20 protein-coding genes and 1 other RNA gene are annotated in these 21,165 nt (G+C 33.0%); 8 read left to right on the top strand and 13 right to left on the bottom strand.

Features of this window, described 5'->3' with window-relative positions; all coding sequences use genetic code 11:
• Positions 1 to 41 precede the first annotated feature (41 nt).
• Positions 42 to 863 (bottom strand): M48 family metallopeptidase, encoded by an 822-nt coding sequence (locus V6246_RS01795; protein ID WP_341559891.1) that lies wholly within the window; start codon positions 861 to 863, stop codon positions 42 to 44.
• Between the two features lie 203 nt (positions 864 to 1,066).
• Between V6246_RS01795 and msrB the strand changes: the two genes are divergently transcribed.
• Together msrB and V6246_RS01785 are read left to right on the top strand one after the other, a co-directional pair.
• The gene (gene msrB, locus V6246_RS01790; RefSeq protein ID WP_341558702.1) at positions 1,067 to 1,549 is read left to right on the top strand and encodes a peptide-methionine (R)-S-oxide reductase MsrB; all 483 of its coding nucleotides are present in this window, start codon (positions 1,067 to 1,069) and stop codon (positions 1,547 to 1,549) included.
• Positions 1,550 to 1,610: 61 nt separating this feature from the next.
• The gene (locus tag V6246_RS01785; RefSeq protein ID WP_341558701.1) at positions 1,611 to 2,162 is read left to right on the top strand and encodes a DUF1572 family protein; all 552 of its coding nucleotides are present in this window, start codon (positions 1,611 to 1,613) and stop codon (positions 2,160 to 2,162) included.
• 319 nt (positions 2,163 to 2,481) lie between these two features.
• Here V6246_RS01785 and V6246_RS01780 read toward each other — a convergent pair whose 3' ends face one another.
• Complete coding sequence (locus V6246_RS01780; RefSeq protein WP_341558700.1) at positions 2,482 to 3,765, bottom strand: NAD(P)/FAD-dependent oxidoreductase; 1,284 nt, start codon at positions 3,763 to 3,765, stop codon at positions 2,482 to 2,484.
• 176 nt (positions 3,766 to 3,941) lie between these two features.
• Here V6246_RS01780 and lpdA point away from each other — a divergent pair, with 176 nt between their 5' ends.
• Positions 3,942 to 5,318: a dihydrolipoyl dehydrogenase gene (gene lpdA / locus V6246_RS01775; protein WP_341558699.1), complete on the top strand. Its 1,377-nt coding sequence runs from the start codon at positions 3,942 to 3,944 to the stop codon at positions 5,316 to 5,318.
• Between the two features lie 62 nt (positions 5,319 to 5,380).
• Here the strand turns inward: lpdA and V6246_RS01770 are convergent, their stop codons facing one another.
• From V6246_RS01770 to V6246_RS01760, 3 genes are all read right to left on the bottom strand, one after another.
• Complete coding sequence (locus V6246_RS01770; RefSeq protein WP_341558698.1) at positions 5,381 to 5,878, bottom strand: hypothetical protein; 498 nt, start codon at positions 5,876 to 5,878, stop codon at positions 5,381 to 5,383.
• A 93-nt stretch (positions 5,879 to 5,971) separates the two neighbouring features.
• Positions 5,972 to 6,388: a type II 3-dehydroquinate dehydratase gene (aroQ, locus tag V6246_RS01765; RefSeq protein ID WP_159020025.1), complete on the bottom strand. Its 417-nt coding sequence runs from the start codon at positions 6,386 to 6,388 to the stop codon at positions 5,972 to 5,974.
• An 80-nt stretch (positions 6,389 to 6,468) separates the two neighbouring features.
• Positions 6,469 to 7,089 carry an outer membrane beta-barrel protein gene (locus V6246_RS01760; protein ID WP_341558697.1) on the bottom strand — a complete coding sequence of 207 codons (621 nt, stop codon included), beginning with the start codon at positions 7,087 to 7,089 and terminating at the stop codon, positions 6,469 to 6,471.
• Positions 7,090 to 7,374: 285 nt separating this feature from the next.
• Between V6246_RS01760 and xerD the strand changes: the two genes are divergently transcribed.
• Together xerD and V6246_RS01750 are read left to right on the top strand one after the other, a co-directional pair.
• Complete coding sequence (gene xerD, locus V6246_RS01755) at positions 7,375 to 8,271, top strand: site-specific tyrosine recombinase XerD (protein WP_341558696.1); 897 nt, start codon at positions 7,375 to 7,377, stop codon at positions 8,269 to 8,271.
• 140 nt (positions 8,272 to 8,411) lie between these two features.
• Positions 8,412 to 9,626 carry a sensor histidine kinase gene (locus V6246_RS01750; protein WP_341558695.1) on the top strand — a complete coding sequence of 405 codons (1,215 nt, stop codon included), beginning with the start codon at positions 8,412 to 8,414 and terminating at the stop codon, positions 9,624 to 9,626.
• A gap of 1 nt (position 9,627) precedes the next feature.
• Here the strand turns inward: V6246_RS01750 and rny are convergent, their stop codons facing one another.
• From rny to V6246_RS01730, 4 genes are all read right to left on the bottom strand, one after another.
• Positions 9,628 to 11,202, bottom strand: coding sequence for a ribonuclease Y (rny, locus tag V6246_RS01745; RefSeq protein WP_159020021.1), 1,575 nt, complete (start codon positions 11,200 to 11,202; stop codon positions 9,628 to 9,630).
• Between the two features lie 59 nt (positions 11,203 to 11,261).
• Positions 11,262 to 11,387: non-coding RNA, 6S RNA (ssrS, locus tag V6246_RS01740), on the bottom strand.
• A gap of 58 nt (positions 11,388 to 11,445) precedes the next feature.
• Positions 11,446 to 11,739, bottom strand: a complete 294-nt coding sequence (locus V6246_RS01735) for a cell division protein ZapA (protein WP_042494747.1) — start codon at positions 11,737 to 11,739, stop codon at positions 11,446 to 11,448.
• Between the two features lie 15 nt (positions 11,740 to 11,754).
• Entirely contained in the window at positions 11,755 to 12,045 is a 291-nt protein-coding gene (locus V6246_RS01730; RefSeq protein WP_042494746.1) for a hypothetical protein, read from the bottom strand.
• A 176-nt stretch (positions 12,046 to 12,221) separates the two neighbouring features.
• Here V6246_RS01730 and V6246_RS01725 point away from each other — a divergent pair, with 176 nt between their 5' ends.
• Positions 12,222 to 13,907 carry a M23 family metallopeptidase gene (locus tag V6246_RS01725; RefSeq protein ID WP_341558694.1) on the top strand — a complete coding sequence of 562 codons (1,686 nt, stop codon included), beginning with the start codon at positions 12,222 to 12,224 and terminating at the stop codon, positions 13,905 to 13,907.
• 59 nt (positions 13,908 to 13,966) lie between these two features.
• The gene (locus V6246_RS01720) at positions 13,967 to 16,387 is read left to right on the top strand and encodes a TonB-dependent receptor plug domain-containing protein (RefSeq protein WP_341558693.1); all 2,421 of its coding nucleotides are present in this window, start codon (positions 13,967 to 13,969) and stop codon (positions 16,385 to 16,387) included.
• 8 nt (positions 16,388 to 16,395) lie between these two features.
• Here V6246_RS01720 and V6246_RS01715 read toward each other — a convergent pair whose 3' ends face one another.
• Both V6246_RS01715 and V6246_RS01710 read right to left on the bottom strand, forming a co-directional pair.
• A complete protein-coding gene (locus V6246_RS01715) occupies positions 16,396 to 17,838 on the bottom strand; it encodes a cell wall anchor protein (protein WP_341558692.1) in 1,443 nt (480 codons plus the stop codon).
• 142 nt (positions 17,839 to 17,980) lie between these two features.
• A complete protein-coding gene (locus tag V6246_RS01710) occupies positions 17,981 to 19,123 on the bottom strand; it encodes a cysteine desulfurase family protein (RefSeq protein ID WP_341558691.1) in 1,143 nt (380 codons plus the stop codon).
• Between the two features lie 226 nt (positions 19,124 to 19,349).
• Here V6246_RS01710 and V6246_RS01705 point away from each other — a divergent pair, with 226 nt between their 5' ends.
• Complete coding sequence (locus tag V6246_RS01705) at positions 19,350 to 20,252, top strand: hypothetical protein (RefSeq protein ID WP_341558690.1); 903 nt, start codon at positions 19,350 to 19,352, stop codon at positions 20,250 to 20,252.
• 3 nt (positions 20,253 to 20,255) lie between these two features.
• Here V6246_RS01705 and V6246_RS01700 read toward each other — a convergent pair whose 3' ends face one another.
• Positions 20,256 to 20,819, bottom strand: a complete 564-nt coding sequence (locus V6246_RS01700) for a Smr/MutS family protein (protein ID WP_341558689.1) — start codon at positions 20,817 to 20,819, stop codon at positions 20,256 to 20,258.
• Positions 20,820 to 20,824: 5 nt separating this feature from the next.
• On the bottom strand, positions 20,825 to 21,019 hold the full coding sequence (locus tag V6246_RS01695) for a hypothetical protein (RefSeq protein WP_159020013.1): 195 nt from the start codon (positions 21,017 to 21,019) through the stop codon (positions 20,825 to 20,827).
• Positions 21,020 to 21,165 lie beyond the last annotated feature (146 nt).

Below are 21,165 nucleotides of genomic sequence, written 5' to 3'. Positions count from 1 at the left end.
AATTAGCAGCTTCTAAAGTAAACAAATATTTTATTAAAATGTTATATCGCTCTAAACGATGTTACTCCAAATTTTGTAGCTTCCTTTTTAGCATCTGGAGCCCATTGTGTTAGGTTATTAATACGCGTATCGTTAGATGGGTGTGTACTCATAAATTCTGCTGGAGCATCTCCTCCACTGTTCGCTTTCATACGTTTCCACAATTCAGCCGCTTCATCTGGGTTATAACCAGCAACAGCCATTAAGTATAAACCAATTTTATCAGCTTCAGTTTCATGACTTCTACTAAAAGGTAACATTCCTAATACATTCGAACCAACACCATAGTATTGGTTAAAAGCATTTCTAGATTGCTCATCTTGTATAGCTACATTTCCTGCAACTGCTAAACCTTGTTGTACATATCCTGCACTCATACGTTGTTGTCCGTGGTTTGCTAATGCATGCGCAACCTCGTGCCCCATAATAGCTGCAACACCTGTTTCATTTGCTGCTATTGGCAAAATACCTGTGTAAAATACAATTTTACCACCTGGCATACACCAAGCATTTACGGTTTCATCATTTACCAAATTATATTCCCATTTGTAATCATTTAAGTAACCCGCATTTCCGTTTGCAGTTAACCAACGTTCGGCCGCTACAGCTATACGTTGCCCTACTCTTGTAATCATTTCGGCATCTTTAGTACCTGCTACAACATTATTATCGGTTAAAAACTGATCGTATTGAGCAAAAGCAGTTGGAAACAACTGAGCATTAGATACAAATGCCATTGTTTTTTTTCCCGTAAAAGGGTTTGTTGCACAAGAAAATATCATGGCACAAACTCCTAAGGATATTAAAGTAACTTTTAGTTTCATCATATTGGGTTTTATTTGGTGTCAAAAATACAAAATCTGTATGTTTAATATTGAGACACATTTTTAATTAATTAGTCACATTCAAATTTAACAAACTTTGAACGTAATAAAAGCGCTTTTTTATGAAAAATATAACTTTAATTAAATTCTATTCTGTTATTTTTAGATTTACACTACGACTGAATTAAAAAACAAATTTAAATATGAATAAGATAATAATAGTACTTGCTTTATTTTTAGCTTTTAGCTGCAATTCTACAGCACAAAAGAAGAAAACCGAGACAAAGAAAACGTTTGAAGTTACTAAAACAAAATCTGAATGGAAAGCACAATTATCGGATACAGAATATTACGTTTTACGTGAAGCAGGAACCGAACGTGCTTTCTCAAGCGCTTTAAACAATAACAAAAAACAAGGAACTTACGTTTGTAAAGCTTGCGAAACACCTTTATTTAAAAGTGAGCATAAATTTGATTCTGGTACAGGATGGCCAAGTTTTGATAGAGAAGTTAAAGGTAATGTTGATTTTTCTACCGATTACGATTTAGGGTATGCTAGAACCGAAGAACATTGCGGAACTTGTGGCGGACATTTAGGTCATGTTTTTAACGATGGCCCAAAGCGTACAACCGGAATGCGCCATTGTATTAACGGTGTCTCTTTAACATTTGTTCCTGCAGAATAAGCTTTTTTGAAAGTTACCTTCGCCATTTGCTTTTATTGCCTTGATGAATTACATTTATCGCATGGAAAGTTATTTAGAAAGTATTAGAAAACAGTTTGAATATTATAAAGGTTTAGGCGACAAAACTTTTGAGCAATTATCGTTTGATGAATTACAAAATGAAATTGCTCAAGATGCCAATTCTATAGCCATTATAACAAAGCATCTTTCTGGGAATATGCTAAGCCGTTGGACAAACTTTTTAACTGAAGACGGTGAAAAACCTTCGAGAAACCGAAATCGAGAATTCGATGATACTTTTGAAACCAAAGAGCAATTATTAGAAAGTTGGAATACTGGTTGGGACTGCCTATTTAATGCTATAAAACCTTTAACGGAAAGCGATTTAGAACGTATAGTTTATATCAGGAATGAAGGCCATACTGTTACAGAAGCGATAAATAGACAATTAGCACATTACTCTTATCATATTGGTCAAATTGTTTTTTTAGGTAAAATTTTTAAAGGAAAAGATTGGCAGATTCTTTCCATCCCTAAAGGTAGATCTAAAGCTTATAACGATAAAAAGTTTAGCGAAGAGAAATCTAGAAAGCATTTTACTGATGATTTATAATGGTGGTATTTTGTAATTTAAATTTCGATATTTTAAATTGAAGTGCTTACTGTGATATGATGTCTCCCAGCGTAGACATGACGAAACAAACCCAATAATATAAATACTTAAAACATACTTTTGCGGATATGCCCTGCGAGAAGGATTGATGCGATATCCTTTTGTTTTAGGTTGATTCACTTGTACTTTCGAGTTTAGAAAAAACGAAAACAATCAAGCCATCACTCTCCTTAAGAAAAAAAACAAAAGATATAGCGGAAAGCCTGTTTGCCATTTTTCATGGCAACTCGCTATAAACATTAAACAAAAAAGAGAGAATTTATAATTTAAACTTCTTTTTAAACGGACGAATAATTAAACGTGCTTCGCGATCGAAACGTATGTAATTATACACCCAGTTTACAAAAACAACCATCCGGTTTCGGAAACCAATTAGGAAAAACAAATGAACAAACATCCAAACATACCAGGCAAAAACACCTTGAAATCTCAATGTTTTTAAATCGACCACTGCTTTGTTTCGTCCTACTGTTGCCATAGCACCTTTGTCTTTATATTCAAAAGGTTTCATGGGTTTTTCCTCTATAAGTTTTAAAATATTACTCCCCAATTGCTGACCTTGTTGTATGGCGGGTTGTGCCATCATTGGTAAGCCGTTCGGAAACTCATCGGTTGCCATGCAAGCGATATCGCCAATGGCAAAAATATGCTCGAAGCCTTTTACTTGGTTGCATTGGTTTACTAAAATACGGTTACCACGAGTAACAAAATCTTTAGCATCTAGTCCTTTTATAGTTGCACCTTGTACTCCTGCTGCCCAAACTACGGTAGCTGTATCGAAGATTAAATCGGAATTTGTAGTTACTGTTTTACCATCGTAATTAGTTACACGAACGTTTTTCCATACGTGAACCCCAAGCTTCTCAAGAAAATCTTCTGCTTTTGCCGATGCATTTTCACTCATACCCTTTAATAAGCAACCTCCAGATTGAATAATATTAATCTGTGCTAAACGGGTATCTAAATCGGGATAATCTTTTGGAAGAATACCTTTTTTAATTTCGGCTAAAGCACCTGCAAGCTCCACACCTGTTGGACCACCACCTACTATTACAAAATTCATGAGGGCAATACGCTCATGCAAATCAGTGGTTAATAGAGCTTCTTCAAAATTTTCGAGTATTAAACTTCTTAAATTTAAAGATTGCGGTATGGTTTTCATGGCCATACTGTGTTTTTCGATTTCCGTATTACCAAAATAATTGGTTTTAGAACCCGAAGCCACAACTAAATAATCAAATTTTAAATCGCCAATATTTGTTTTTATGGTATTGCAAGTGGTATCAATTTCATTTACTTCTGCAAGCCTAAAGTGAAAGTTTGGAAAATCTTTTAAAATTTTACGAATTGGATATGCAATAGAGTCTGGCTCTAACCCACCGGTAGATACTTGGTATAATAACGGTTGAAATGTATGGTAGTTATGTTTATCCAAAAGCACCACTTGTACTTCTTGTTTAGATAATTTTCTTGCTAAGGCAATTCCTGCAAAACCGCCACCAATTATAATAATTCGTGGGTAACTTGTTTTAGGTATGTTCATAAATAATAACTTGCAAAGCAAAGGTAGTAAAACAATGGTAAATTCCCTTTATCACTAGGGCTTCTAATTTATTGAAAACCAAATGAAACAGGAGTGTGCTTTTTTTTTCGATTTAAGCCTTTGTTAATTCATTATTACATTTCGATTTTGTAAATTCGTAACCTAAAAATTAACAAATGAGTAAATACGATATTATTGTTCTTGGAAGTGGTCCTGGTGGTTATGTAACAGCTATTAGAGCGTCACAATTAGGTTTTAAAACTGCTATTGTTGAAAAAGAAAATCTTGGTGGGGTTTGTTTAAACTGGGGTTGTATCCCTACCAAAGCCTTATTAAAATCTGCTCAAGTTTTTGAATATCTAAAACATGCTGAAGATTACGGTTTAAAAGTAACAGATGCAGAACGCGATTTTGATGCTGTTGTAAAACGTAGCCGTAATGTTGCAGACGGTATGAGTAAAGGCGTTCAGTTTTTACTAAAGAAAAATAAAGTAGATGTAATTAATGGTTTTGGAAAACTTAAACCAGGTAAAAAAATAGATGTTGATGGTACTGAATATAGCGCCGATAATATTATTATAGCTACAGGTGCTCGCTCTCGTGAGTTACCAAACTTACCTCAAGATGGTGAAAAAGTTATTGGGTATAGACAAGCTTTAACATTAAAGGAACAACCTAAAAAAATGATTGTGGTTGGTTCTGGAGCTATTGGTGTTGAGTTCGCATACTTTTACAACTCTATGGGAACTGATGTAACTATTGTAGAATATTTACCAAACATCGTACCTGTTGAAGATGAAGACGTATCTAAATTAGTTGAGCGTTCTTTCAAAAAATCTGGTATTAAAGTAATGACTTCTGCTGAAGTAACTACTGTTGATACATCTGGAGAAGGTGTAAAAGCTACAGTTAAAACAAGTAAAGGAGAAGAAGTTCTTGAAGCTGATATTATTTTAAGTGCTGTTGGTATTAAAACAAACATTGAAAACATTGGATTAGAAGATGTTGGAATTGTTGTGGATAGAGATAAAGTAATTGTTAACGATTTTTACCAAACTAATATCCCTGGATATTTTGCTATTGGAGATATTACTCCTGGGCCTGCTTTAGCACACGTTGCTTCTGCTGAAGGTATACTTTGTGTAGAAAAATTAGCTGGACAACATGTTGAAGCTTTAGACTACGGAAACATTCCTGGTTGTACTTACTGTACTCCTGAGATTGCATCTGTTGGTATCACTGAAAAGCAAGCTAAAGAACAAGGTTTAGATGTAAAGATTGGTAAATTCCCTTTCTCTGCTTCTGGAAAAGCTAGTGCTGGTGGAAACAAAGAAGGTTTTGTAAAAGTAATTTTTGATGCTAAGTACGGCGAATGGTTAGGATGCCATATGGTTGGTGCTGGTGTTACTGATATGATTGCTGAAGCTGTTTTAGGCAGAAAATTAGAAACTACAGGTCATGAAGTTTTAAAAACCATTCACCCACACCCAACAATGAGTGAGGCTGTTATGGAAGCTGTTGCAGCTGCTTATGATGAAGTAATACATATCTAATACTATTAGATATTATAAATATAAAAAGTGCGATTCAAATTATTTTGAATCGCACTTTTTTTTTAGAATTTATATTTGCCGCTTAATTTAAATATAGAATTTGTGGTTGGTAAGTTTGAATTAAAAGGCGCATCATCGGTTAAATTATAATTTAGCCTAGCCTCCATTAAAAACGATTCAGTAAAATCGTATTGCAGGCCTAAAGCTCCTGATGTAGATACATCTTCAATAACACCATTTTTTAATAATAAACGTGTTGTTGGCCCAAACATAACACTAAATTTTTGAGTAAAACTGTATTTTGCAAGTATTGGAAATTCCTTAACCTTATAGTTTGTATTAAAACCTCCAAAGTTGGTTTCAATATTCTCTGCACGGATGTTCCAATTATCACTTATTTTATATTCCGAAAAGTAGTTTGAAAACGGTAAAACGCTATTGTTTATGTTAACATCATCACTTATTACAAATGCGTCTTCCTTTTCTTTGGCGTTTTCTTGAGCATTTAAAATAAAAAAAACAGGACAGATTAAAAATAGAATGAGTAATTTTTGTTTCATATATAAATTATTGTAAATTTAATACTACACAAATCTAACATTAACGCCTGTTAATCTTTCACAATTTATTTATAATTTAAACTTAAAAGATTTTTACAAAAAGCTCTGTATAGCCAATCCGTAACTTGCCATACCAAAACCTAATATTACACCTTTAGCATTTGGAGAAATGTAAGATTGATGACGAAAAGCTTCGCGACCAAATGTATTAGAAATATGTACTTCTACAACTGGAGTTTCAATACCTTTTATAGCATCACCTATACCGATGGATGTGTGCGTATAAGCTCCTGCATTTAAAATAATACCATCTATACTAAAACCAACTTCGTGCAACTTATCTATAATCTCTCCCTCTATATTAGACTGAAAATACTCTAAACTTACCGATGGATACTTTTCTTTTAATTCACTAAAAAAAGCTTCAAAAGTTAAGCTACCATAAATTTCTGGTTCACGTTTACCTAACAAATTTAGATTTGGCCCGTTAATAATCATTAGTTTTTTCATATGGTAAATATATTTAATTTTTACGCATAAAAAAAGGAAGCCTTTACGACTTCCCTTTTTTTATTTTCTTTAACTATTACTTAGAATACAAATAATACTCCAAATTTAGCAGTTCCACCAAAAGGATTGTTTACTTCACCTACTCCAAACTCAAAACTATTTGTTGCTTTAGCTCCAGACACATCTACTTTAGTAGAAGAATATGCTAAAACATTATCTAATCCGAAAGTAAGCGCAATGTTTTCTTTTACAAAATAGTTAAGACCTAAATCTAGACCAGCTCCAATTGAATTCACTTTAACATCAGAAATTTTGTCATCTAATGTGTTATATCCAACACCAAACTCAGTATAAGTTTTAAAACGTTTTCCTAAATCCAAAAAGTAATAACGTCCAAAAGCACCAATTCCTACATTAGAGTTTTTAGAAGTATCAGTTCCTGATACAGAAGTTTTAGCCGTACCAAAATCTAATTGAACACCAACAGCTAAATCATCATTTAAAAAATAACCTACTTTTGGAGTAATGTTAAAAGCGTTAGATTTTGTATCAAAGTTTTTATCATTAGTACTGCTGAAGCCTAAACTTCCTTCAACAAAAACGTTACCTTCTCCAAAACCAAATTCAGTAGTATCATCTTGTGCATTTACTGTAGTAAATCCGAAAACTGCAATAGCTGCAGCAAAAAATAATTTTTTCATAATTAAATTGTTTTATTTTAAATATTCCGCAAATTAAACACTGTTTATCCGTTAAATTAACACTTAATCCCGCTTTGTGATAATTTTAACATTGTTTAGACTACAACTCATTGGTAATCAATATCTACAGAAAAAACTTTTTTTTTAACATAAAAAAAGCCGAAAATCATTTTTTTTCATCAGTAAATGCGCACTTATTTCTTATTCATTTGTTTATTAAATACTTCCAAAAATATGAGCAATCCAATCTCTATTTAATCCAAAAAATTCTTTACTTTTATCATAATGAAATGGAGTCAAGCTTTAAAAGATTATACCTTTTATCTAAAAATAGAAAGAGGGTTATCTCAAAATTCAATTAACAGCTATGTACTAGATGTTGAAAAATTAATGTCTTTTTTGGAGGAAAAAGATATTAACGAAACTGCTATTTCAATTACAGATGAAACCATAAGAGAATTTATCTATAACACCTCTAAACATATTAACGAGCGTTCACAATCGCGATTAATATCTGGTTTACGCAGTTTTTTTAATTACTTGGTTTTTGAAGATTATAGACCAGATAACCCTTTGGAACTTATAGAATCTCCTAAAATAGGAAGAAAACTTCCAGATACCTTATCGGAAGAAGAAATTGATAACCTAATAAAAGCCATAGATTTAAGCAAACCAGAAGGCGAACGTAATAGAGCCATGCTAGAAACGCTTTATGGTTGTGGATTGCGTGTTAGTGAATTGGTAAATTTAAAACTATCGGATTTATTTTTTGAAGAAGGTTTTATAAAGGTTACCGGTAAAGGAGACAAACAGCGCTTTGTACCTATTATTGATGTTACTAAAAAATACATTAATATTTACAGAAAAGATATTAGAAACCACATGAATATTCAAGCAGGTTTTGAAGATACCTTGTTTTTAAATCGTCGCGGTAAACAATTAACAAGAGCCATGATTTTTACTATTATAAAACAGCTAGCAGTTAAAATAGATCTAAATAAAAGTATTTCTCCTCATACATTTAGACATTCTTTTGCAACACATTTACTTCAAAATAATGCAGATTTAAGATCAATTCAACTTATGCTTGGACACGAAAGTATAACCACCACCGAAATCTATGTACACCTAGACAGAAACCATTTAACTAAGGTCGTGGAGCAATTTCATCCGAGAAAATAGTGTTTTTATCCAAGAAATGTCGTTATTTATGTAAGATTTGAAACAAAATCGAGACTTAAATTGTGACCTATAACTGTTTAATGCGTCTAAATTACACCTACTTATAATTTATACTACATTATTAACCCAAAGAAAACCAAATGATTAAACGTATATTCTCACCTATCCGTCGTCTATTTGAACATAGAACTAGTTCTGATAATTCCAATAGTTTAAAATGGCAATTTGCTGTTGAAAACTCCAAAATTGGTGTTTGGGATTGGGATGCAAAGATGAACGAAGTCTTTTATTCCGTTGAATCTAAAAATATTTTAGGATACAGTGATAACGAAATTGGCAACCATGTCGATGAATGGAACAAGCGTGTACACCCAGAAGATAAAGCCGCTTACAATAGCGATTTTCAGCGACACATTACAGGCGAACTAGAACTCTACAAGAACGAACACCGTGTACTTTGTAAAGACGGCAGCTATAGATGGATTCTAGATAGCGGAAAAATTGTTAGCAAAGACAAAAACGGTAAACCGTTACGTATTATAGGTACACATATAGACATTACATCGCGTAAGCGGAATGAAGTGCTTTTAAATGAAAACTTCAACATCATTACCAACCAGAATAAAAGGCTTTATAATTTTACACATATTGTTTCTCATAATTTAAGAACCCATATTGGTAACTTTAAAAACGTATTAGAGTTTCACGAGTCGTCTACAACGCAACAAGAAAAAGATGAAATGTTTAATTATTTAAAAACAATTTCGTCTGCGTTAACAACTACCATTACTAATTTAAATGATGTTATTAGTGTAAACTCAGAATATAACGACCTAAACAATAATATAGGTATAAGTGAAGTTGTTAGAGAAACATTAGGCAACCTATCTATTGAAATCGCTTCAAAGAGAGCTATTATAAATACCGATTTACCTTCTAACTTATATCTTAAAGGAAACTCTTCTTATTTAGAAAGTATATTCCATAATCTAATTTCGAACGCGGTAAAATACGTCCATCCAGAAAAAACACCAACAGTAAATATTAAAGGTGTTCAAACAGAGGAAGGTTTTGAAATTTCTATTTCGGATAATGGTATTGGTATTGATTTAGAAAAATATAAAGAGCAAGTTTTTGGAATGTATAATACATTTCATGAAAGTAGTAGAGAAGATTCTGAAGGTATAGGTTTATATCTTACCAAGATACAAGTTGAAGATTTAGGAGGCACAATTAATATTGAAAGCAAACTAAACGAAGGCACAACATTCAAACTGTTTTTTCCAAAAGAAAAAGCTTTCCTTCTTAATAAAAAAAAGGAAAGCTTTAATACTTCTTCTACTTTAATAAAGTAGTTTATTTTGCAATATTCACTGCACGAGTTTCTCTAATTACAGTAACTTTTACTTGTCCTGGATACGTCATATCCGTTTGGATTTTTTGAGAAATAGTAAATGATAAATCGGCAGCCGTTTGATCGTTAACTTTTTCACTTTCTACAATAACACGTAGTTCTCTACCTGCTTGAATAGCGTATGCTTTTTTAACACCACTAAATCCGAAAGCGATTTCTTCTAAATCTTTTAAACGTTGGATATAACTATCTAATACTTGTCTACGTGCTCCTGGTCTTGCACCAGAGATTGCATCACAAACTTGTATAATTGGCGCTAGTAACGATTTCATTTCAATTTCATCGTGGTGTGCTCCAATAGCATTTATTACATCGTCTTTCTCACCATATTTCTCAGCCCATTGCATTCCTAATATAGCGTGTGGCGTTTCCATATCTGTTTCAGCATCTGGCACTTTTCCAATATCGTGTAATAACCCAGCACGTTTTGCAAGTTTAGGGTTTAAACCTAATTCTGCTGCCATTACGCCACAAAGCTTAGCAACCTCACGCGAGTGTTGCAGTAAGTTTTGTCCGTAAGACGAACGATACTTCATTCTACCTACCATTTTAATAAGTTCTGGGTGTAGATTATGAATACCTAAATCGATAACCGTACGCTTACCAACTTCTATAATTTCCTGTTCTATTTGTTTTTGAGTTTTCTTAACGACTTCTTCAATTCGTGCAGGGTGAATTCTACCATCTGTCACTAATTTATGAAGTGATAATCTTGCTATCTCACGACGTACAGAATCGAAACAAGATAAGATAATAGCCTCTGGCGTATCATCAACAATAATTTCTACTCCTGTAGCGGCTTCAATGGCACGTATGTTTCTACCTTCACGACCAATAATACGTCCTTTAACATCATCAGATTCGATATTAAATACAGATACACAGTTATCAACCGCTTCCTCTGTTCCAATACGTTGTATGGTATTTATAATAATTTTCTTAGCGTCTTGTTCAGCTGTAAGTTTAGCTTCTTCTATAGAACTTTGTATAAAAGCCATCGCATCATTCTTAGCTTCACCTTTTAAAGACTCTACTAATTGCTCTTTTGCTTCTTCCGCCGAAAGGCTAGAAATAACTTCTAATTGTTGTACTTGACTTCTGTGTAATCTTTCTACTTCTTCTTGCTTGCTTTCTAATACATCAAGTCTGTGGTTGTAGTCCTTTATTTTACTCTCTAAACTATCGTTAGATTTTTTAGTTTTAGAAAGCTCATTAGATACCTGAGATTCTTTATCTCTAGTGCGCTTTTCAGCTTCACTCATTTTTTTATCACGACTTAAAATAACCTTTTCGTGTTCTGCTTTTAGCTCTAAGAATTTTTCTTTAGCCTGTAGCATTTTATCTTTTTTAATACTCTCACCTTCTAAATTAGCTTGTTTAAGTATTGAAGCTGCATTTTTTTTAGCGTTTTTTATAAGTTTAGACGCATTGTTTTTTTCTAACGTTTTTGCTATAATAAAGCCTATTGCAAGCCCTAATATAACACCACCTACTGCAAATATAATTGAGTTATCCATCGTTTAAATTAGTTGATTATAATATATAAAAAAGCCTACACTAGCATAAAGTTTTGTATAAACTCCTTAAAAACAAGTTTAGGGCTAACAAGCTGATCAAGGATCTGTCTAACACTAAATAAATTTAGTGTTGCAGCCTGCTTTTACAACTTAAACTCACCCTTTTTAAAGAATTAACGTTGAGTTTATCAAAAAAAATAACCAATGTAGGCAGTAACTTTTTAGTTTATTTTAAAGAACGAATTAAGAGCCTATGTGAGAATCTAACAAACTATTAAGCGCAACAAGCTTTTCTTCAACATGCTCGTTTATATTTGTTTTATCTATAGACTTCTGCTCTACTTGAGATGCAAATTGCAAGGCACACATGGCCAAAACGTCTTGTTTATCTCGAACAGAATAACTTTGCTCAAATTTTTTAATCATTACTTCAATGTTCTTTGCCGCCTTACGTAAACCTTCTTCTTGACTCGGGTCAATAGTTAAAGGATATACGCGATTAGCAATAGATAGCTTTATTTTAAGCTTGTCGGACATTGAATTTAATTAGCACTATTCAGATAGTTGTCCAATACAATGGTCAATTTCTCTAATTAAGGCATTTATTTTAAGCTTAGTTTCTCTTTTATTATCGTCACCACCAAGCATTGAATTTGCAATTTTAAGAGCTTCATATTTTTCTTCCCAATTAGCATTTAGCTTTTTTTGGTTCAAAATTTCCTGCTTTGAAACTTCTAATTCTTCATTTAATTTCAAATTAGTTTGCTTTAAAAGCTCTATCTTATGTAATACTTTGCTAATTTTGTTTTCTAACGAATCTACAATATCCTCAATATTACTCATTTACAAATTTCAATACTTATATTACAAAGTTAACCAAGTTCGCTATAAATTACAATAGTTTTTCAATAAATTTTTAGATTATTCCTTTAAACTCCTTTTAAATACAATGGCTTAGTTTTTGCTTTATTCTTTGTGTTTTCATCTCAAATTAATATTTTAGCAGTTACATTTATCCTATGAAATTTATACTTTCCCTTCTGCTGTTCTGTTCGTTATTATTAAACGCCCAAAACAACTATCCGCAAGATTATTTTGCAAATCCTTTAGAGGGCACTTTAGTGCTCGCTGGTACTTTTGCCGAACTGCGGTCTAATCATTTCCATTCCGGACTCGATATAAAAACAAAACAACGCATTGGCTTAAAAGTAAATGCCTCTGCAACCGGATTTGTAAGTCGTATTAAAATTGCACATTACGGTTACGGTAAGGCTTTATATATTACACATCCAAATGGTTATACTACAGTGTATGCACATTTATCAAAACTATCTCCAGAGATTGAAGCTTACATAAAAAAAAAGCAATACGAGGCTGAAAGTTATGAAATTGAGCTATTCCCTACTCCAGAAGAATTACCTGTAACACAAGGTGAACTTGTGGCTTATAGCGGAAACACGGGCAGTTCTGGTGGGCCTCACCTCCATTTTGAAATTAGAAACAAAGACGAGCACCCCATAAACCCAATGCTTTTTGGCATTGACATTCTAGACACCAAAGCTCCTGTTGTGCAATCGCTTTACGTGTATCCTTTAGATAGCACTTCATTTGTAAATAAGAAGAATAAAAAACAGAAAGTAAGATTGGTGCCTTTAAAAAATGGCGATTTTGTTACCGAAAAAATCGATGCCATTGGTAATATTGGTTTTGGAATTAAAACTATTGACAGACAAGATTTGGCTGGAAACTCTAACGGGGTTTACAACATACAAACCGTAATTAATGGTCTGCGTAATTTTGAAATTGATTTTAAAGAATTTTCATTCGATGAAACAAAACACATTAATGCTTTAATAGATTACGAGCATTTTAAAACTAAAAGAGAACGCATACAACGGTTGTATAGAGAAGATAATCAATTAAGCTTATACAAATCGGTATCTAATAACGGTATGTTAACTATACAGGATAGCACCAATTCTGTTTATAAAATTAGAGTATCCGATTATAAAAATAATGCAACCTGGATTACCGTTAATATAAAGGGAACAAAAAACACCATTACCGAGCCAGAAGCAGATAAGATAACACCTTATTTTATTCAGGCCGACCAAGTAACAAATTTAAAACAAGATAAAATTGCTGTCGATTTTTATAAAAACACATTTTACAACGATTTTTATTTAGATTTTGAAGTAAAAAACGACACTCTATTATTGCATGACGATACCGTCCCTACACAAAAAAGTTTCAATATATCTTTTGATGTTAGCCAATATAACGATGCTGATAAAAACCAACTTTTTATTGCTCGCTTACTTGGTTATAAAGATTACGCCGCTTATTCTACAACAAAAAGAAAAGGCGATATTTTATCGACTACCACAAAATATTTAGGAAAATATGCTTTAACAACCGATAGCATTCCTCCTACTATTAAGGCAGATAATTTTAAAAATAAGCAATGGTTAAGTAATTTTAGATATCTAAAAGTTAAAATTAGCGACGATCTTTCTGGCATTTCTAATTACCGAGCAACCATTAACGGGAAATTTATTTTAATGGAGTACGAATACAAAACAAATACTTTAACTTACGATTTTAACGATGGCGATTTTACAGACACCAACAATAATTTAAAAGTTATTGTTACTGATAATGTTGGAAATAGCTCTACTTTTGAAGCGTTATTTTACAGGAAATAACACAACCTAACTCATCAATTCATTTGAAAACAAAACTTTTAATTTTCAGTTTATTTTTTTTGAACCTTTACAATGGGTTTGCGCAAACAGCAACTATAAAAGGTATTATTTTAGATGAAAACAATTTACCAGTAGAACAGGTTAGTATTAAATCTGGCACGCAAGGCACCATTAGTAATGCTAGCGGGTTTTATAGTTTAACTATAAATATAAATGAAGATGTTTTAGTTGAATTCACACATTTAGCTTTCAAAAAAATATCGAGTACTTTTAATTTGAAAAACGGAGAAATCTTCGAATTCAATCCTGTAATGAGTACTTCTTTAGAGCAAATAGCCACTGTTGTAGTAACAAGCAACCGTAGAAAAGATATTGAAGGGATAATTACCATAAAACCAGAAACCATTAGAAAAATACCCGGTGCTAATGCCGGTGTAGAAAACCTATTAATGACCTTACCAGGCGTTAGTAATAATAACGAATTGAGCACACAGTACTCTGTTCGCGGTGGAAATTACGATGAAAATTTGGTTTACGTGAATGATATAGAAGTGTATCGTCCGTTTTTAATTCGTTCAGGCCAACAAGAAGGTCTAAGTTTTGTAAACTCTAATTTGGTGCAAAATGTCGATTTTTCAGCAGGTGGGTTTCAAGCTAAATATGGCGATAAATTATCTTCAGTTTTAGATATTACCTATAAAACACCTTACCAGTTTGAAGTTAATGCCGATTTGAGTTTACTTGGCGGAAGTCTTTCCGTAGAAAGCATTAGTAAAGATTCTAAATTTACAAGCATTATAGGTTTACGTTATCGCGACAATAGTTTGCTAGTTGATGCTAAGGAAACCGAAACTAATGTTAAACCAACCTTTGCAGATGCGCAAGCATTTTTGACTTATAAATTTACCGATAAATTTCATTTGAGTTTTTTAGGAAACGCCTCTATCAATAAATATAATTTTGAACCGCAAAGCCGACAAACCAATTTTGGTACACTTGCTGACCCTATTGCGCTTTTAGTATTTTATGAAGGTCAAGAAAAAGATGAATATCAAACCTATTTTGGAGCTTTTAAAGGAACCTATTTTGCAAATGATGATTTAACTTTAAAGCTAATAGCATCAACTTACCATACTACAGAAGAAGAGTATTTTGATATTTTAGCACAATATAGATTAGGTGAAGTTAATAGTAATATTGGTGATGAGAATTTAGGAGAAGTAGAATTTAGCGAAGGTGTTGGGAGCCAATTAAATCATGGCCGAAACGATCTTGACGCCTTAATTACAAATATTGAACATAAAGGCGACTTAAGAATTGAAGATAACCATATTGAATGGTCTATAAAATATACTCACGAAGATATTAGAGACCGCTTAGTAGAATGGGAAACCATAGACTCTGCAGGATTCTCTATAAGGCCTCCAAAAACGGTAACAAACGAGCAACCTTATGCACCATTTAGTGGTCCGCTAGAACCTTATCAAAATATTAGAGCTACAAATAGCACACAAATTAATAGACTGCAAGCCTATGCGCAGTGGAGTAAACGCTCTACTATAGGTAATAGCGATGTTTGGTACAATGCCGGAGGCCGCATACATAGTTGGTCCGTTTCGGGAGATGGAATATCTGGAACCAATCAAATCGTATTTAGTCCGCGTGCACAATTCACCATAAAACCTAATTGGGAAAAAGATATGCTATTTAGAGTAGCTACAGGCTTATATTATCAGCCACCCTTCTATCGTGAATTGCGTGATGCGTCGGGAACAATTCAGCCTGATGTTAAAGCTCAAAAATCACTTCATGTTGTATTAGGTAACGATTATAGTTTTAAAATGTGGGAACGCCCCTTTAAATTAACTACCGAGCTTTATTATAAAGGCATTACCGATGTTAATCCGTATACTTTAGAAAACGTACGTATCCGTTATGCAGCCAATAATAATGCTGAAGCTTATGCATATGGTTTAGATATGCGCTTAAACGGAGAGTTTGTACCTGGAACCGAATCTTGGTTTAGTTTTGGATACTTAAAGAATGAGGAAAATATAGATAATCGCGGTTACATTGCCAGACCAACAGATCAGCGTTTAAAGTTTGCTGCCTTATTTCAAGATTATGTACCTAATGTACCAAACATGAAAGTGTATTTAAATCTAGTTTACAATACAGGCTTACCTGGTGGATCGCCAAGTTATGCCGATCCTTACGATTATCAAAACAGACTACCCGATTATAAACGTGCCGATTTAGGATTACAATTTGTGGTAGTCGATGATAAAAAACAATTTGATCGTGGTTGGAGAAAGCCTTTTAAAGCCTTGTCTTTTGGGTTTGAAATCTATAACATGTTTGATGCTCAAAACTCTATAACAAACACTTGGGTACGCGATGTATATAGCAAGCGCCAATATGCGATTCCTAATTACTTAACACCACGTGTTTTTAATGTAAAAACTAGTATGAGGTTTTAATATAACTACTATTTTATATTTAAATTTTCTGAAAACACTTCAAGGGTATTTGAACCTGAACCAGTTAGCCGCTGAACATAAACTTGTATATAATCTCCATTAACCATATCAACATCGGTATTTAATGATATATTTTGAATTTGACTATCATTATCAATACGCACAACAGCATTAGATTCTTCTATCAAAACACCATTTTTAGCAATAACAAATGCATAAAAAAATCCTGCAGCACTTCTTACACGTATGGACATGGATGCATTTACAAGAAAGCTTCTAGCTTTAATGCCATCATAGACTAATTCATTATTACCTCCAGTACTTGTAAACCTAAATAAACTTGTTGCATCAAAACTACCAGTTCCTTGAACTTCAACAGGAGTACCATTTGATATAGTTTGAGAAAAACCTGTAGTTAAAGTTCCATCAAAACAAAAACTACCTTTCGCCTCTCCATCAGTCTCTACAGGAATACCAGGACTATTAACATCCCATTCTCTAGGGAAATTATGTCCAGCATAAGGTGATGTTCCATTTACATAATTTCCGCCTCCATAAAAATCGACAATACGTAAACCTCCATCAGTTAAAGATGTTATTCCTATAATATCCATTGCATAGTCGGCTGTTGTAACTTTACTAAACCCCCCCTGTTTAGTAATAATATCAAAATCACCAACAAATGTTTCGTAAGTACCTCCATTATCACTTCCCCATCCTAGAGATGTTAAAAGAACTTGGTCACTTCCTCCATATGTAATACCTGCTGTATTATCAACAAATTGCACAACACTGCAAAATACAAGTCCAAATGACGAAATAGAACCAACCGAACCTGAGTTTGCTACAACACAGTCTCTAAATACGAAGCGCTCAGTTCTTGCAGCACCACCAGTTAGGTTAAAAACAGTTCCTCCCGGAGCCGTTAATGTAAGACCTCTTATTGAGCCTCCCGTAGCACCCTGAAACATAGTTCCTCCAACTCTAACTAGTATATCTTCATTTGTATCCTCTCCAATTAAATAAGCGCCATTTAAATTAATAGGAGCTGCTAAAGTTATTGTGCCATTAATTTCATACATAAAGTCGGTAGTAAATAAGTATTCGGTTCCACCACCCGCAGCAAGCTCATCAGCCAAATCGGCTGCAGATTTCACCAATTTATAATTATCTCTAGTTACTGATCCTTCTAACTCAACCCAAACTGTTCCGTCAAAATAGAAAAAAGAACCTTCATCGGTATCAAAAACCATCAAACCCTCTGCAGGAGAAGCAATTGCGTTTCTTTGAAGTGTTGTCATTCTAGGTGTTAAAATTCCTTGAGTTGTAGATTCTATGTCTAGAATTGAAGAAGCATCAGGAGTAATTGTTCCTATACCTACTTGTGCATATGTTGGCACCTGAAAAAGGACTAAAAATAATAATCCGATAAAAATGGTAGTGTTCTTCATGTTCGCTTAGCTTTAAGTTACTCTAAATATAATAAATAAAGCGCAAAGTTAGGTATAAAAAATCAGTTAAACACTACAAAAATACATTTAAACGTTAAAAACGATCGTTTCAACGGTTTTATCCTGTAAAATCAAATTATTATTAAGCGAATTCCTTCAAAATGGAAATCACATAGTCAACCTCCTCTTTTGTATTAAAAATACTAAACGAGAACCTTAAAGATGGTTTCTCTAAATCGTCACCAGATAATATTTCGGATAAGACATGCGATTTTTTATTACTTCCACTTTGGCACGCACTTCCTTTAGAACAAGCAATACCTTTTAAATCTAATTGAAAGAGCAGCATAGCAGATTTATTTGCCGGAATTGGCAAGCAAACATTAATTAAGGTATAGGTGCTTTTTTCTAAATTCTCTGACTCTCCATTAAAAGTAACACCCGGTAAAGCCGCCTTAATTTCATTTATAAAATATAATTTCAAGTCTTTAATATATTTATGCTCTTCTTCAGCACGTTCGTGACATAATTTTAGAGCCGCCTCTAAACTAGCAATATTATGCACACTCTCTGTACCTGCTCGAAGTCCGCGTTCTTGCTCTCCTCCAAAAATTAAAGGTTTAAGGTATCCTACATTTTTTCTGATAAAAGCAAAACCAACACCTTTTGGACCATGAAATTTATGACCCGCCGCAGCTATAAAATCAACTTGAATATCTTGTAAATCTAAATTATAGTGCCCTACAGATTGCACGGCATCACTATGGAAAAGTGCATTATTAGCTTTACATAAATTAGAAACATGCTTAATATCGGTAATGTTGCCAATTTCATTATTAATATGCATTAAGCTCACCAATGTTTTGGTTTCTGTTTGCAATAAGGATTCCAAATGATTAAAATCCAAATTCCCTTTGCTGTCTAAATTAACAAAACTAACATCAATGTTATGGTTTTCCTGTAAAGCTTCTACTGTATGTAAAACGGCATGATGTTCAATTTTTGTGGTTATAATATGCTTAACGCCTAAATCGCGCACGGCACTATTCAAAATTAAATTATCGGCCTCTGTGCCACCCGATGTAAAAATAATTTCACTAGCCGAAACATTTAAACAACTCGCTATAGCCTTTCTAGATTTTTCGATTAAAGATTTTGAAGACCTCCCAAAACTGTGTGAAGACGATGGGTTTCCGTAGTTCGCTTTCAAAACTTGCGCCATAACATGAATAACTTCATCTCTCAGTTCTGTTGTTGCGGCATTATCAAAATATACTGGTTTCATATTACTTTATTGAGCAACAAAAATACTTCAAATAAAATTATTTCTAATATCGTTCGTTATTAGTTTGAAATGAATTTTACAACATTGCAAAATTCGGTTTACTTATTATTTTTTATTCCATATTTAAGTAGGTTAAAAAAATGATAAAAACGAATTTAATCTGTAATTTTGAAGTTTATTTGTTATCAATATCAATTCCACTATTTTTGTGGCAAAATAGATGTCCATGCGTAAGTTAATTTATATTTTTGTTGCTGTTTGTTTAATTTCAATCCAGGGCTGTGATGATGGTGATATTATTACCGTAGAGCTTGAATTCGACGATGAGTTTAGCGCATGCGAAGGTGTATCGGATCTTGTTCTTTATAAAACGAAAGACGATCCATCAGAATCTTTATCAGTTTTAATTTCTGATTTGACTTTAGATGAAATTCTAGCGGTAGAAAGTAATGATTCTTTAGAACTTACTGTAGATGCTACGTTTTATTACCGAACTTATAGTGATGAAAGTTTACCCTCTACCCTATTTTGTAACGATATCCCTGATGAAGTAACGATTACTTCTAGTGAAAGTGATGCTTGTACTGCGGAAATTTTAACCGTTTTAACTAAAGATGATGAAGATGGAATTCTTGCAGGCTTAGAAGATCTAGATGGTGATGGCGATTTAACTAATGATGATACCGATGGTGATGGTTTACCAAATTATATTGATTGGGATGATGATGGTGATAATATTTTAACTGAAGATGAAAATCCTGACCCTAACGGTGATGGTGATTTAGAAGATGCTCAAGATACCGATGGTGATGGTACTCCAGATTATTTAGATGATGATGATGATGGCGATGGTGTTTTAACTCGTGATGAAGAAAACGACTCACAAGATCAACGTCCAAATAACGATATTACTAACAGTGATGTTGGTGCAGATTACTTAAACCCAGCCGTTGCAGAAACAGTTCCGGCAACAGCTTATAGAGAACATACAATTTACTACACCTATTTAGTAACTGTAAACTTGCAAGAAATTAGTTTAAGCTTTTTATCTCAAGACGATTTTGATTTTGGTGTTTTAAGCGATAGTGGTTTAACATCATCGGAAAGTGTAACACCAGATTTTGAATAAGCTTTAATCGGTACTTACATTTTGATAAATATAAACCTCGGTGGCGCCTAAACCATATTTTTGGTAATTGGCGTCGTAATATTTAACGTTGTTATAGCGACCAAATAAGTATTCTAATTCCATTTTAAGCACACCTTCTCCAACACCATGGATAAATACAATTTTCTGTATGCGTTTAGAAATGGCCCAATCTAGCTTATACCTTGCTGTATCTAATTGGGTGGTTAGCATATCGTGATTACTCATGCCTCTAGAGGATTTTACAAGCTGATTGATATGTAAATCGACCTCCATTGTAGGCTCAAATCTTTCTTTTGGTTTTACTCTAACAGATTTTCTGCGACCTGGTTTTTCTTTTTCATCTAAAACAGAACTTAAACTTTTATGAGAAAAAACACCAGTAGAAAAATCGCTCTTAGAAGTATCTTTAACAAGTTCTTCAGCTTCAAAATCCAACAAAAAACCATCGGTTGTTTCAATAGATATTGTATTCCCAGCAATAGATTTTATATGCCCAGACAGGTTTTCATCTAAAACTAAAACAAAATCGTTTACTTTAAATTTCATAGTAATTAGTTTTCTATTGAATCGTTGTTTTCTAAATCTTTATCCCTTTTACTTGGTACTAATTTAGAAATTCTATAAACTCCCATCATTAAAAAAACAATACCAACCATTAGTAAATATTGGTTCTGCTCTGCACCAACTTTAGCATACATAGCAACTACGGCTCCAACTAAAATTAATATATAATTTAAATACTTCATTTGGCAAATTTAAACAAATACTAATCAAAATAATTGAGATTATAATTTCTTAAATTACTTAAAAACATTAAATTACTAATTATCAAACACTTAAATTTTAGCCATTTTTAATAAATAATATAATGTTAGCAAAGTTTTAGTATATT

The organism is Algibacter sp. TI.3.09, assembly GCF_038154905.1.
Taxonomy (GTDB): domain Bacteria; phylum Bacteroidota; class Bacteroidia; order Flavobacteriales; family Flavobacteriaceae; genus Algibacter.
Note: the sequence above shows the minus strand (reverse complement) of the source record. Positions and strands in the feature narration are given on the sequence as shown.

Excerpts from the sequence above, each read along its gene's own strand:
- lpdA (WP_341558699.1), top strand. The coding sequence starts at position 3,942 with ATGAGTAAATACGATATTATTGTTCTTGGAAGTGGTCCTGGTGGTTAT.
- V6246_RS01735 (WP_042494747.1), bottom strand. The coding sequence starts at position 11,739 with ATGTCCGACAAGCTTAAAATAAAGCTATCTATTGCTAATCGCGTATAT.
- V6246_RS01725 (WP_341558694.1), top strand. The coding sequence starts at position 12,222 with ATGAAATTTATACTTTCCCTTCTGCTGTTCTGTTCGTTATTATTAAAC.
- V6246_RS01715 (WP_341558692.1), bottom strand. The coding sequence starts at position 17,838 with ATGAAGAACACTACCATTTTTATCGGATTATTATTTTTAGTCCTTTTT.
- V6246_RS01760 (WP_341558697.1), bottom strand. The coding sequence starts at position 7,089 with ATGAAAAAATTATTTTTTGCTGCAGCTATTGCAGTTTTCGGATTTACT.
- V6246_RS01780 (WP_341558700.1), bottom strand. The coding sequence starts at position 3,765 with ATGAACATACCTAAAACAAGTTACCCACGAATTATTATAATTGGTGGC.
- msrB (WP_341558702.1), top strand. The coding sequence starts at position 1,067 with ATGAATAAGATAATAATAGTACTTGCTTTATTTTTAGCTTTTAGCTGC.
- V6246_RS01710 (WP_341558691.1), bottom strand. The coding sequence starts at position 19,123 with ATGAAACCAGTATATTTTGATAATGCCGCAACAACAGAACTGAGAGAT.
- V6246_RS01705 (WP_341558690.1), top strand. The coding sequence starts at position 19,350 with ATGCGTAAGTTAATTTATATTTTTGTTGCTGTTTGTTTAATTTCAATC.
- V6246_RS01700 (WP_341558689.1), bottom strand. The coding sequence starts at position 20,819 with ATGAAATTTAAAGTAAACGATTTTGTTTTAGTTTTAGATGAAAACCTG.
- aroQ (WP_159020025.1), bottom strand. The coding sequence starts at position 6,388 with ATGAAAAAACTAATGATTATTAACGGGCCAAATCTAAATTTGTTAGGT.
- V6246_RS01785 (WP_341558701.1), top strand. The coding sequence starts at position 1,611 with ATGGAAAGTTATTTAGAAAGTATTAGAAAACAGTTTGAATATTATAAA.
- V6246_RS01770 (WP_341558698.1), bottom strand. The coding sequence starts at position 5,878 with ATGAAACAAAAATTACTCATTCTATTTTTAATCTGTCCTGTTTTTTTT.
- V6246_RS01750 (WP_341558695.1), top strand. The coding sequence starts at position 8,412 with ATGATTAAACGTATATTCTCACCTATCCGTCGTCTATTTGAACATAGA.
- V6246_RS01795 (WP_341559891.1), bottom strand. The coding sequence starts at position 863 with ATGAAACTAAAAGTTACTTTAATATCCTTAGGAGTTTGTGCCATGATA.
- xerD (WP_341558696.1), top strand. The coding sequence starts at position 7,375 with ATGAAATGGAGTCAAGCTTTAAAAGATTATACCTTTTATCTAAAAATA.
- V6246_RS01730 (WP_042494746.1), bottom strand. The coding sequence starts at position 12,045 with ATGAGTAATATTGAGGATATTGTAGATTCGTTAGAAAACAAAATTAGC.
- rny (WP_159020021.1), bottom strand. The coding sequence starts at position 11,202 with ATGGATAACTCAATTATATTTGCAGTAGGTGGTGTTATATTAGGGCTT.
- V6246_RS01695 (WP_159020013.1), bottom strand. The coding sequence starts at position 21,019 with ATGAAGTATTTAAATTATATATTAATTTTAGTTGGAGCCGTAGTTGCT.